Raw genomic sequence first — 12,899 nt, forward strand, 5'->3', positions numbered from 1 at the left:
ATATATAGTTTTTTATTCGAACATTATTATAAAAGGAGTAAGATTGATGGATAAAAGAAAGCTTGGCTTGGAAGATTTTTATGCTTGGTACCAAGAAAATAAAATAAGATTAAGAGAAGATGCATTTAAATATAGTATTCACAATGAACAATTACGTGAAGAATTTCTTAAAGAATGGCCACTTGATAGAATTTTAACCATGTCTATTGATGAATATGTCATTGGGAAAGGTGCTAAAAGTAATTCTTTTTGCTATGCTCTTGAGACAGGAAAGTACCAATCATTATTTATGGGGATTGGTGGAGGAGGTTCTTCAAAATTTGGTATTTATTGGAATGAGGATACCAAAAGCTATAAGAATCAAGCTAATAAAATCATTCCAGAATCAGAACTAGAAGACCGCTTTAACAAATTAAAATCGGATTTGTATGAGATCATCCAAGCTGGTAGAATGTTGGATTTCAATAATCCTATCTTTGACATGAAAAAGTCAAAGAATGAATTTATTAGGCGTTCTGCAGTGGTAACAAAACTACTTTGTATTTATTCTGAGAATCCTTCTTTTTTAGGAGTAAATATGAATAGTCAAAATGAATTTTGGAATAGGTTGATTCCCCAAAGCAATCAAGGAGGGCCCTATCGTCAGAATCATGAGATTTGTAAACTGTTTTCTAAAACATATCCTGAACTAGAATCTTCAATGTTGGGAAGTATTTTATTTGAGTATTCAAAAGATATTATAGACAGTGATGATAAGCAAGGAGAGAAAGAAATGTCTGAACAAAATAATTTTCATCATCCTTTGAGTAATATCTTATTACAATCCAAAAACCTCATTCTCCGTGGTGCACCTGGTACAGGAAAAACTTATCTTGCTAAAGAAATAGCTAAAGAATTAACGGATGGCAACGAAGACCAAATCGGCTTTGTACAATTTCACCCATCCTATGATTATACAGATTTTGTAGAGGGTTTGAGACCGGTATCAAATGGGGATGGAGCTATTGGATTTAAGCCTCAAGACGGTATTTTTAAGAAGTTCTGTCAGAAAGCTAAAGAAGCTCAGAAAACTGGAGGACAAGATAATTTTGAGGAAGCTTGGGATTCTTATCTAGCCTATATAAATAATTCGGATGAAAAAGAGTATTTAACAAAGGGTTCTTACCTGTCAGTAAATAGTAAACAAAACCTATCCGTTAATTATGATAAGGGAACATCAGGATGGAGTTTATCTAGAAATTATGTATACGAACTTTATAAAGATCCGAATTATGACGAACAAAAGTATTATAAGAGTGAGGGGAAAAAAGTTCTTGAAACTTTAAAGAAAAGATTTGGTCTGAAAGACTATATTTCTCCAGCAGAGGTTGAAATTAACAAGAAATTCGTCTTCATCATCGATGAAATCAATCGTGGAGAGATTTCAAAGATTTTTGGTGAACTCTTTTTCTCTATTGACCCTGGTTATCGTGGTGAAAAGGGAAGTGTTTCTACCCAATATGCTAATTTACATGAGACTGATGAGAAATTTTATATCCCTGAAAATGTCTATATCATCGGAACTATGAATGATATTGACCGATCAGTGGATACCTTTGATTTTGCTATGCGTCGTCGTTTTCGTTTTGTTGAAGTTACTGCCGAGAGTCAAGTTGGCATGTTGGATAAAGAACTGGGTATCCATGCAGAAGAAGCAAAACTTCGTCTTAGAAATTTGAACGCTGCTATCGAAAACGTTCAGGAGCTAAATAGTCATTATCATATCGGACCAAGTTATTTCCTTAAGTTGAAGGATGTGGATTTTGACTATGAGTTACTCTGGTCTGATTACCTCAAACCTCTATTGGAAGATTACTTACGTGGTTCTTATGAAGAGGCCGAAACTCTGGATACATTGAAAAAAGCATTTGATCTGACAAATAACGAGCAAACAAATCAGCAAGAGACTGGTGATAATGATGCGTATAACTGATAATCATTATAAAATTGCTAGAGAAGATTTTGTCGCAGAATTTCCCAACCTAAGTCAAGCGCTCCTTGATAGAACACTAGATAACCTATCTCGAGAGGACAATATTTTTATTTTCCCAAATGATTTGATGAATTCTCCTGATTTAGACAAGGACCAAAAGATTTTGGAAACAGTTAATCCGAAAATCAAGACAGGAAATGTGATTGGTTTTCTGGGCTGTGGTCAGGAAAGATTAACGATTGCCTCTCGTTTTTCTGATGAAAGTAACGACCATTTTTTGCATTATCTTTTACAAAAGGTTCTTCATATCAATCTCACTAGTTTAGATGTAGCTTTGTCGCGTGAAGATAAGCTCTATCAACTTTTGATGTACCTCTTTCCCAAATATCTGCAAGCTGCTCTCAGAAAAGGTCTTTATAAGGAATACCAGAGATTTTCTCATAACGACAGTCATGTAAAGGGAGTGATAGATGTAGGAAATCATATTAAGAGAAATGTTCCTTTTATGGGAAATGTTGCCTACACAACGAGAGAGTTCACCTATGATAATCCACTCATGCAATTGATTCGGCATACGATTGAGTACATAAAGATTCAAAAAAGTTTTGGAGCACTACTCGATAGTAATCGTGAAAATATGGCAGAAATCGTGCGAGTAACCGCATCTTATAAACTCTCTGATCGTGCCAAGATTATCAGAATGAATAAAACGAAATCCATCCGACACGCATACTTCAGAGAGTACAGAAAGTTACAGGAACTCTGCTTGATGATTCTGAGTAGAGAAAAGCATGGGTTAGGATATCATGAGCAAAAAATCCATGGTATTCTCTTTGATGTTGCCTGGCTTTGGGAAGAGTATGTCTACACCTTGTTGCCAAAATGTTTTGTACATCCCAGAAATAAGGATAAGACGGATGGAATTTCAGTATTTTCTGTTGGGAAACGAAAAGTATATCCAGATTTTTATGACAGAGAACGAAAGACTGTTCTAGATGCAAAATATAAAAAACTGGAGTTCACTGAAAGAGGAATTAACCGCGAGGACTTGTTCCAGCTGATTTCCTATTCTTATATTTTAGAAGCTGAGAAAGCTGGACTGATTTTTCCTAGTATGGAGCAGTCAGTAAATAGTGAAATAGGAAAACTAGCTGGCTATGGAGCTCAATTGAAGAAGTGGTCTATCCAAATCCCTCAGAATGCCTCATCCTATAGTGCATTTTGTAAAATGATGGAAAATTCAGAAGAAAATTTTAAAGCGATTATTGATGAAGAAGTGGGGAGAAAGTAATCTCTTCGCTTTTTTTGCTATTTATATAAGTAATTCCCGAACGATATAATTTGATTATTAAAAATATTTGACAAAAACTGTACCTTTGTTTATAATTAATTAAGGAAACGTCGGAAAAGACGTAGGGATGCGCAAGCATAGGTAGGTCATTACAAAAGAAACGAGACAGCGATATGTTAAATGAATTTCCAATTTTTGATTATGAAGATATTCAGTTGATCCCAAATAAATGTGTCATTAAAAGCCGTGCAGAAGCAGACACGAGTGTCACACTTGGAAATCACACTTTCAAACTACCTGTTGTGCCAGCAAATATGCAGACGATTTTGGATGAGAACGTAGCAGAGCAACTTGCTAAAGGCGGTTACTTTTACATTATGCATCGTTTTGATGAGGCAGGGCGTATTCCTTTTATCAAACGCATGCACGATCAAGGCCTTATTGCATCCATCTCTGTCGGTGTCAAGGATTACGAGTATGACTTTGTTAGCCAACTCAAGGCTGATGCTCCTGAGTATATCACGATTGACATTGCTCATGGTCATGCGGATAGTGTGATTTCTATGATTCAACACATCAAGAAAGAATTACCAGACACTTTTGTCATTGCTGGTAACGTAGGAACACCAGAAGCTGTGCGTGAATTGGAAAATGCTGGAGCGGATGCAACAAAGGTTGGAATCGGTCCTGGTAAGGTTTGTATCACCAAGGTCAAGACAGGTTTTGGTACAGGTGGTTGGCAGTTGGCTGCCCTGCGTTGGTGTGCAAAGGCTGCGCGTAAACCGATCATCGCTGATGGTGGGATTCGTACTCATGGTGATATTGCCAAGTCTATCCGTTTTGGCGCTAGCATGGTTATGATTGGTTCCCTCCTTGCAGGACACATCGAAAGCCCAGGGAAGACGATTGAAGTCGATGGCGAACAGTTCAAAGAATACTATGGTTCCGCTTCACAATATCAAAAGGGTGCTTATAAAAATGTGGAAGGAAAACGCATCTTACTTCCTGCCAAAGGGTATTTGCAAGACACCCTTACTGAGATGGAGCAGGACTTGCAAAGTGCTATTTCCTACGCAGGTGGACGCAAGGTTGCTGACCTCAAACACGTTGATTATGTGATTGTGAAAAACTCTATCTGGAACGGGGATTCATCCCACTAATGGACGGTTAATCCACCCATAAAAAACTTGTTATTAGAGCAAATTTCTGTTATAATAAGACAAGTTTCCACCCTTAGTGTAATGGATATCACGTAAGATTCCGGTTCTTGAGATGGGGGTTCGATTCCCTCAGGGTGGATGTAAATAGTCTATGAAAGCCTTAAATAAGGCTTTTTTCTTTATCTCGCTCCAAGTTTGCCCCTAAAAATGAAAAGTTTGTTCAAAAAAATGCTCAAATCCCCTCTAGTCCCGTTTTAAAGTGACTCAGGGGGCTTTTTTTGATATAATAAAAGAGACTGTTATCAGTTAGAAAGAGGTTGGTATGAAAGAATTACAAACTGTACTAAAGAAGCGTTTTGCAATCGAATTTGCAGACAAAAACTTACTGGAAACGGCCTTTACTCATACGAGTTATGCCAATGAGCACCGCCTCTTAAAAATTTCACACAATGAGCGCTTGGAATTTTTAGGAGACGCTGTTCTGCAATTATTGATTTCAGAATATCTGTATAAAAAATATCCTAAGAAACCGGAGGGAGATTTGTCTAAACTCCGTGCTATGATTGTCCGTGAGGAGAGTTTGGCTGGTTTTGCGCGTGATTGCCAGTTTGATCAGTTTATCAAGCTGGGTAAGGGGGAAGAAAAGTCTGGTGGGCGCAATCGTGACACCATTCTTGGCGATGCCTTTGAAGCCTTTCTGGGAGCGTTGCTTTTGGACAAGGATGTGGCTAGAGTAAAAGAATTTATCTATCAAGTCATGATCCCCAAGGTTGAAGCAGGTGACTTTGAAATGATTAAGGATTACAAGACGCACCTGCAAGAGTTACTCCAGGTCAATGGCGATGTGGATATTCGCTACCAAGTGACCTCTGAAACGGGACCTGCTCATGATAAGGTTTTTGATGTAGAAGTTCTGGTTGAGGGCAAGAGTATCGGAAAAGGTCAAGGCCGTTCTAAAAAATTGGCAGAACAAGAGGCCGCCAAAAATGCAGTTGAGAAAGGGCTGGATTCATGTATTTAAAGGAGATTGAGATTCAGGGATTCAAGTCCTTTGCTGACAAGACCAAGGTCGTCTTTGACCAAGGTGTGACAGCTGTCGTTGGGCCCAATGGTTCTGGGAAGTCAAATATTACAGAAAGTTTGCGATGGGCCTTAGGGGAGTCTAGTGTCAAGAGCCTTCGTGGTGGCAAGATGCCTGACGTTATCTTTGCTGGGACCGAAAGTCGTAAGCCGCTCAATTATGCCTCTGTTGTCGTGACCTTAGACAATGAAGATGGCTTTATCAAGGATGCAGGGCAAGTCATTAAGGTAGAACGCCATATCTATCGTAGTGGTGATAGCGAGTATCGAATTGATGGCAAAAAAGTCCGTCTTCGTGATGTACATGACCTCTTCTTGGATACGGGATTGGGACGCGATTCCTTCTCTATTATTTCCCAAGGGAAGGTTGAGGAAATTTTTAACTCCAAGCCTGAAGAACGTCGAGCTATTTTCGAAGAAGCTGCTGGAGTTTTGAAATACAAGACTCGTCGAAAAGAAACAGAAAGCAAACTGCAACAAACTCAAGACAATCTAGACCGGCTTGAAGACATTATCTACGAGTTGGACAATCAAATCAAGCCTCTTGCAAAACAAGCCGAGAATGCTCGTAAGTTTCTAGACCTGGATGGTCAACGCAAGGCGATTTACTTGGATGTTTTGGTCGCTCAGATTAAGGAAAACAAGGCTGAACTAGAGCTGACGGAAGAAGAACTAACGCAGGTTCAGGAACTTTTGACTAGCTATTACCAAAAGCGTCAAGAGTTAGAAGAAGAAAATCAAAGTCTTAAAAAGAAACGCCAGGATCTCCAAGCTCAAATGGCCAAGGATCAAGGAAGTTTGATGGATTTGACTAGTTTGATCAGTGACTTAGAGCGAAAACTAGCCTTGTCTAAACTGGAATCTGAGCAGGTAGCCCTCAATCAACAAGAAGCACAAACCCGTTTGGCGACTTTGGAAGATAAGAGAAAGGCTCTAAGTAAGGAAAAGGATGAAAAAGAAGCGAACTTGGAACAGTTAGAGAAAAGTCTAGCTGAAAATAACAAGGAACTCAATCGTCTAGAAGCGGAGTTGTTGGCTTTTTCAGATGATCCTGACCAGATGATTGAACTCTTGCGTGAACGTTTTGTGGCGCTTTTACAAGAAGAAGCGGATGTCTCAAACCAACTGACCCGCATCGAGAATGAGTTGGAAAACAGCCGTCAGCTGTCTCAAAAACAAGCTGATCAACTTGAGAAACTGAAAGAACAACTGGCTACAGCTAAAGAAAAGGCCAGTCAACAGCAGGCTGAGCTTGAAACTGCCAAGGAGCAGGTTCAGAAATTATTGGCTGACTACCAAGCTAGTGCCAAGGAGCAAGAGGAGCAGAAAGTTTCTTTCCAAGCCCAGCAGAGCCAACTCTTTGACCGTCTAGACAGTCTCAAAAACAAGCAGGCTAGAGCCCAGAGTTTGGAAAACATCCTTAGAAATCATAGCAATTTTTATGCGGGTGTTAAGAGTGTTCTTCAAGAAAAAGACCGCCTTGGTGGGATCGTTGGTGCAGTCAGTGAACATTTGACCTTTGATGTACATTATCAAACTGCCCTAGAAATTGCGCTTGGAGCTAGCAGTCAACATATCATTGTAGAAGATGAAAACGCGGCAACAAAGGCTATTGATTTTCTCAAGCGCAACAGAGCTGGTCGTGCGACCTTCCTTCCATTGACAACAATCAAGGCTCGTACGATTTCTAGTCAGAACCAAGATGCTATCGCATCAAGTCCAGGCTTTCTTGGAATGGCTGATGAGTTGGTTACTTTTGATACTAGACTAGAAGCCATTTTCAAGAATTTGCTCGCTACGACGGCTATCTTTGATACTGTAGAACATGCGCGTGCCGCAGCTCGCCAAGTTCGTTACCAAGTTCGCATGGTGACACTGGATGGGACAGAGTTGCGCACAGGTGGTTCCTACGCGGGTGGTGCCAATCGCCAAAATAACAGTATCTTCATCAAGCCAGAGCTGGAGCAATTACAAAAAGAAATTGCTGAAGAAGAAGCTAGTCTGCATTCGGAAGAAGAAAGTTTGAAGATATTGCAAGATGAGATGGTAGTATTAACAGAAAGATTAGAAGCCATCAAATCTCAAGGAGAACAGGCTCGTATTCAGGAGCAAGGTTTGTACCTTGCTTATCAACAAACCAACCAGCAAGTGGAAGAATTAGAAACGCTTTGGAAACTTCAAGAAGAGGAATTAAATCGCCTATCTGAAGGAGATTGGCAAGCGGATAAGGAAAAATGCCAAGAGCGCCTTGCTACTATCGCAAGTGAAAAGCAAAATCTGGAAGCTGAGATTGAAGAGATTAAGTCTAACAAAAACGCAATTCAAGAACGTTATCAAAACTTGCAGGAACAGATTTCTCAAGCGCGCTTGCTTAAGTCCGAACTGCAAGGACAAAAACGGTACGAAATGGCTGATATTGAACGTTTAGGCAAGGAACTGGATAATCTGGATATTGAGCAAGAGGAAATCCAGCGCCTCCTTCAAGAAAAGGTTGATAATTTTGAGAAAGTGAACACGGATTTGCTAAGCCAGCAGGAGGAAGAGGCCAAAACTCAGAGAACAAACCTTCAACAAGGTTTGATTCGCAAGCAGTTTGAGTTGGATGATATCGAAGGTCAGCTGGATGATATTGCCAGCCATTTGGACCAGACTCGTCAGCATAATGAGGAGTGGATTCGCAAACAAACACGTGCTGAAGCCAAGCAAGAAAAGGTCAGCGAACGCTTGCGCTATTTACAAGCTCAATTAACCGACCAGTACCAGATCAGCTATACTGAGGCTCTAGAAAAAGCGCATGAGTTGGAAGACCTCAATTTGGCAGAGCAAGAGGTTAAAGAACTTGAAAAGGCTATTCGCTCACTCGGTCCAGTCAATTTGGACGCTATTGAGCAATATGAAGAAGTCCACAACCGTTTGGATTTCCTAAATAGCCAACGAAATGATATTTTGTCTGCGAAAAACCTGCTCCTTGAGACCATCACAGAGATGAATGATGAGGTTAAGGAACGCTTTAAATCAACCTTTGAAGCTATTCGTGAGTCCTTTAAAGTGACCTTTAGACAGATGTTTGGTGGAGGTCAGGCAGACTTGATATTGACTGAGGGCGACCTTTTAACAGCTGGTGTGGAGATTTCTGTTCAACCACCAGGTAAGAAAATCCAATCACTCAACCTCATGAGTGGTGGTGAAAAAGCCCTATCTGCTCTTGCCTTGTTGTTCTCTATCATTCGCGTCAAGACTATTCCCTTTGTTATCTTGGACGAGGTAGAGGCAGCGCTAGACGAAGCCAATGTAAAACGTTTCGGAGATTACCTCAACCGCTTTGACAAGGATAGTCAGTTTATCGTCGTGACTCACCGTAAAGGAACCATGGCGGCAGCGGATTCTATCTATGGAGTTACCATGCAAGAATCAGGTGTGTCTAAAATTGTTTCGGTTAAGTTAAAAGACTTGGAAGAAACAGTGAACTAGTTCGCAACCGATAGCATCTCTTAGGAGGTGCTATTTTTTTAAAACTCATAGCTTGAATCGTCTATCAAGGTCAGTTCAGGCGCAAAAAACGACATTTGGGATTTCCTCTTAGCGAAAAGACAGGCTCTATGATATAATAGTTTCATGATTACAACAGTACCTATTAAGAACGAAAAAGATATTGCAGTACCGGGAAAAACAGTCCTTGTACTAGGTTATTTTGATGGCATCCACAAGGGTCATCAGAAACTGTTTGAAGTGGCCAGCAAGGCTTCGATGAAGGACTATCTGCCAGTTGTCGTGATGACCTTTACAGAGTCGCCAAAACTTGCCTTACAACCCTACCAACCTGAGCTCATGCTTCACATCGTCAATCATGAGGAGCGGGAGCACAAGATGAAGTGGCACGGAGTAGAGGCTCTTTTCCTACTTGACTTTAGTAGCAAGTTTGCTAGTTTAACGGGTCAAGAATTCTTTGATACCTATGTTCGAGCTTTAAAACCAGCGATTATTGTAGCAGGATTTGACTATACCTTTGGCTCTGATAAGAAAACTGCGGATGACCTGAAGGATTATTTTGATGGAGAGATCATCATTGTTCCTCCGGTCGAAGACGAAAAGGGCAAGATTAGTTCCACACGGATTCGTCAGGCTATTCTTGATGGAGATGTCAGGGAAGTCAATCAACTGCTCGGCACACCGCTCCCAACCCGTGGGATGGTCGTTCATGGAAATGCTCGTGGGCGGACTATCGGTTATCCAACAGCAAATTTGGTCCTAAGAGACCGAACTTACATGCCAGCTGACGGTGTTTATGTAGTCGATGTCGAGGTGCAACGTCAAAGATATCGTGGAATGGCGAGCGTTGGCAAAAATGTCACCTTTGATGGAGAAGAACCACGTTTTGAAGTCAACATTTTTGACTTTTCAGATGATATTTACGGAGAGACAGTCATGGTCTACTGGTTGGACCGTGTCCGTGATATGGTCAAATTTGACTCCATCGACGAGCTCGTAGACCAACTCCAGAAAGACGAAGAAATTGCTCGGAACTGGAAGGATGGAGATTCTGTCATTCAAGGGGCTCAGGTATAGAAAACGTCTGAATAAGCTTATAGAAGGTTTAGTTTATTTGATTGTAGTTTTGAAAGAGTGATATAATTCTTTTTAGTTCCCATAATTCCCTATTTTAGCATCTACTTATGCTCAGAATATAGACGAGGCTTTATTATGCAAACGCAAGAAGAAATGAATGTTCTGGTACCGGAAAAATTAGCAGAAATCGAGCGTGATTACGGAGTCACAGTTTTGTGGGCTATCGAGTCTGGTAGTCGTGCCTGGGGTTTTGAGTCTCCCGATAGTGACTTTGATGTACGATTTATCTACAAACACAAGCAAGATTTTTATCTCCGTTTAAATGAACAGCGTGATGTTATCGAGCTACCAATTGACGATACTTGGGATGTGAGTGGTTGGGATTTAGACAAGACTTTAAAACTCCTTTATAAGTCAAATCCTACACTGTTTGAATGGTTACAGTCACCAATTGTCTATCGACAAACGGATTTTATCGAGCGCATGCGTCCTCTTGCCAACCAGTATTTTTCTGAGAAGAAAATGCTCTACCATTACTTGAACACTGCTAGAACTCAAATGAATAAGTATCTTTCAGGAGACAAGGTCAAACCTAAAAAGTATTTCTATGCGCTACGTCCTATTTTGGCCTGTCGTTGGATTGAAAAATACCATTCTGTTCCACCGATTTTGTTTGATGATTTGGTCAAAGAATTACTTCCGTCTCAAATGCAGGAGCATGTTTCAAGATTGCTAGACATTAAGATAAATGAGCCTGAAGGTATGGAAATTGATCCGATAATGCCAATTCAAGATTATATTTTAGCTAACATCCAAGAGTTGGATGCATACGTTCAAAGTGTTAGTGAGGAAAAGAAAGAGTGGAAAGCTCTAAATCAATTTTTCCTTGAAGAATTAGGCCACGACTGAGGTTTTTTATGGGTAAATGGACATGTAAATGTGGGCAAGCAATGAATGACCACCGAGCGCCTGATCCAAATGCTTATTCAGTTTATTCGGATGAGTTGTTTGAAGAAATCATAAATAATGCTGACGACCATAATAAAATTTCTTATGATGATATTTCTGAAGCGTCATTTTATATGTGGAAGTGCCCTGAGTGTGGCAGTTTCATGGTTTTTGGCGAAGACGGGGATGGAGATCACTTTACTTTTTATGAGCGCCAAGAAGTAGAAAAGGTAGAGCCTCTCTTTGATCCAGATCAAGAGTTAAATCTTGTTGTGGTTGAGTTTCAGGAGGGAGGGAATGGTTATACTTATATTTGTGATGACCCAAGTATCCATATTGGGCACGCTGCTATTGTTCCAGTAGGGAAGGAAAATACTGAAAAAACTGCTTTAGTTGTACAGAAGTATCATGCCCTACCAAAGGATATCACTTTTCCTGTTGAAAAGTTAAAACGTGTCATTCGTAGGTATTCACATTTTGACCCACACACTTCAAAAATCGTTTGTAGAAATTTAATTAAGCTTGGAAGAATTCTTGATGCTTGCTCCAAAAACGCTAACCCCAACTCTCAGCAAACATATTATAGTATCAAAACTCCTTTAGGATATTTCTGGTTAGAATTAAATGGAGTTCCGATTCCAATGAAAATCACACAGATTCAAGTCAGAGATAAAAAGTACCAAGTTGATAGCGCCCTTTATATAAAACCTTCAGAGATTAATTGTAGAAGATTCTATGAACTGGAATTATGTGCAGATTTTGATATTGATGCTTCTAGATGGATCGATGTTCTCTCTGATGAAAATGTTTGGGGAAATACTTGGGAACTAAATGGTCTTCAATTTGGTATTACTGCAGGGGAGTCTCCAGAATTTGAAGACGAAGTTGTAGCGAGAAAGTATAGTCGTGTCCCACTTTATTATGACTGGCACCCTGAATTTGAAGATTATTATGGCTTCAGTTTAGCTTGGAAAAAATACGAATCTGATAGCGATTTGTCAATAGATTTCTATACAACGTAAGAAGCAGGAGGATATGTATGAATCAAGCATGGGATTTATTGTTTGAGGGTAAGATTAATGAGGCTAAAAAATTAGTTGAAGCTGATTTTTTATTGGAAACTTGCACAGATTTTAGTTTGTTAAATTTGATGGGGTATATTTATCTTGAAGAGCAAAAATACAACGAGTGCTTAAGTATCTATCAGCGTTACATTGACTTAGCACGAGCTAAAAGTGACCCAGAAAATGAACATATAGGCTATCATCAGTTAGCCATGGTTTATCGTGAAATGAATGAATTTCAAACATCCCTTTTCTATATCGAAAGAGAGCAAAAAGTCATTGAAGAAGCTTTTACAGAGGATACCCTCAAATCTTCTGTTAACAATTATGAGCAAGGTTATTTACGATTAAAGCTAGGGAAAGTGGCAGAAGCATTCATGTATATGGCACAGTCCTTAAAACAAGCTTTGCAAACAGATGATTTGATTGCCCAAGCTTGTGCTTATAGAGGTTTAGGAGAGATTGGTTCGATACAAAATCCTGAAGAATCACATGAAAATTTTTTACAAGCTATCGCTCTTTTTGAAAAGGCAGGCGATCAGATTGGTGCTCAAGAGGTTAGAAAATTGCTAAATCATAACCACCCGTCTAACGGGTGGTTTGCACCAGGGCTATAAGCCCAAATCACCAGCCAGCGCCTAAAGGCGCTGGCTTTCACGTTGTTCAAGCCTCATTGCTCTTGACTCGTCACTTGCCTCTTAAAGAGGCTTTAGTATTACTTACCACTATCCCTAAAGGGATCCTCATATTCTTTTACACTTAATTTATCTAGTGCTATATCATGCTTTTCCTGTTCTTGAATATATTTCTTAATTGTG

General features: G+C 39.8%; 9 protein-coding genes, 1 tRNA gene and 1 pseudogene. 10 read left to right on the plus strand and 1 reads right to left on the minus strand.

Annotated features, from left to right (window positions below; translation table 11 throughout):
• Positions 1-46 precede the first annotated feature (46 nt).
• From D8844_RS06055 to D8844_RS06100, 10 genes are all read left to right on the plus strand, one after another.
• Positions 47-1,972 carry an McrB family protein gene (locus tag D8844_RS06055; RefSeq protein WP_185757671.1) on the plus strand — a complete coding sequence of 642 codons (1,926 nt, stop codon included), beginning with the start codon at positions 47-49 and terminating at the stop codon, positions 1,970-1,972.
• Positions 1,959-3,263 (plus strand): McrC family protein, encoded by a 1,305-nt coding sequence (locus tag D8844_RS06060; RefSeq protein ID WP_185757672.1) that lies wholly within the window; start codon positions 1,959-1,961, stop codon positions 3,261-3,263. The genes D8844_RS06055 and D8844_RS06060 overlap by 14 nt, the downstream gene beginning before the upstream one ends.
• Positions 3,264-3,436: 173 nt before the next feature.
• Entirely contained in the window at positions 3,437-4,423 is a 987-nt protein-coding gene (locus tag D8844_RS06065; RefSeq protein WP_125422649.1) for a GMP reductase, read from the plus strand.
• 67 nt (positions 4,424-4,490) lie between these two features.
• A tRNA-Arg gene (locus D8844_RS06070) sits at positions 4,491-4,562 on the plus strand.
• Between the two features lie 183 nt (positions 4,563-4,745).
• On the plus strand, positions 4,746-5,444 hold the full coding sequence (rnc, locus tag D8844_RS06075; RefSeq protein WP_000661472.1) for a ribonuclease III: 699 nt from the start codon (positions 4,746-4,748) through the stop codon (positions 5,442-5,444).
• Positions 5,435-8,974: a chromosome segregation protein SMC gene (gene smc, locus D8844_RS06080; protein ID WP_125422652.1), complete on the plus strand. Its 3,540-nt coding sequence runs from the start codon at positions 5,435-5,437 to the stop codon at positions 8,972-8,974. The genes rnc and smc overlap by 10 nt, the downstream gene beginning before the upstream one ends.
• Before the next feature lie 144 nt (positions 8,975-9,118).
• The gene (locus D8844_RS06085) at positions 9,119-10,069 is read left to right on the plus strand and encodes a bifunctional riboflavin kinase/FAD synthetase (RefSeq protein WP_125422655.1); all 951 of its coding nucleotides are present in this window, start codon (positions 9,119-9,121) and stop codon (positions 10,067-10,069) included.
• A 135-nt stretch (positions 10,070-10,204) separates the two neighbouring features.
• A complete protein-coding gene (locus D8844_RS06090; protein WP_125422658.1) occupies positions 10,205-10,978 on the plus strand; it encodes a nucleotidyltransferase domain-containing protein in 774 nt (257 codons plus the stop codon).
• 8 nt (positions 10,979-10,986) lie between these two features.
• Complete coding sequence (locus D8844_RS06095; protein WP_125422661.1) at positions 10,987-12,039, plus strand: DUF8617 domain-containing protein; 1,053 nt, start codon at positions 10,987-10,989, stop codon at positions 12,037-12,039.
• Between the two features lie 17 nt (positions 12,040-12,056).
• A complete protein-coding gene (locus D8844_RS06100) occupies positions 12,057-12,698 on the plus strand; it encodes a tetratricopeptide repeat protein (protein ID WP_125422664.1) in 642 nt (213 codons plus the stop codon).
• A 98-nt stretch (positions 12,699-12,796) separates the two neighbouring features.
• Here D8844_RS06100 and D8844_RS06105 read toward each other — a convergent pair.
• Positions 12,797-12,899, minus strand: a pseudogene (locus D8844_RS06105) (IS200/IS605 family transposase); the annotation flags it as partial.

This window comes from Streptococcus oralis, assembly GCF_003942875.1.
Taxonomy (GTDB): Bacteria; Bacillota; Bacilli; order Lactobacillales; family Streptococcaceae; genus Streptococcus; species Streptococcus oralis_BX.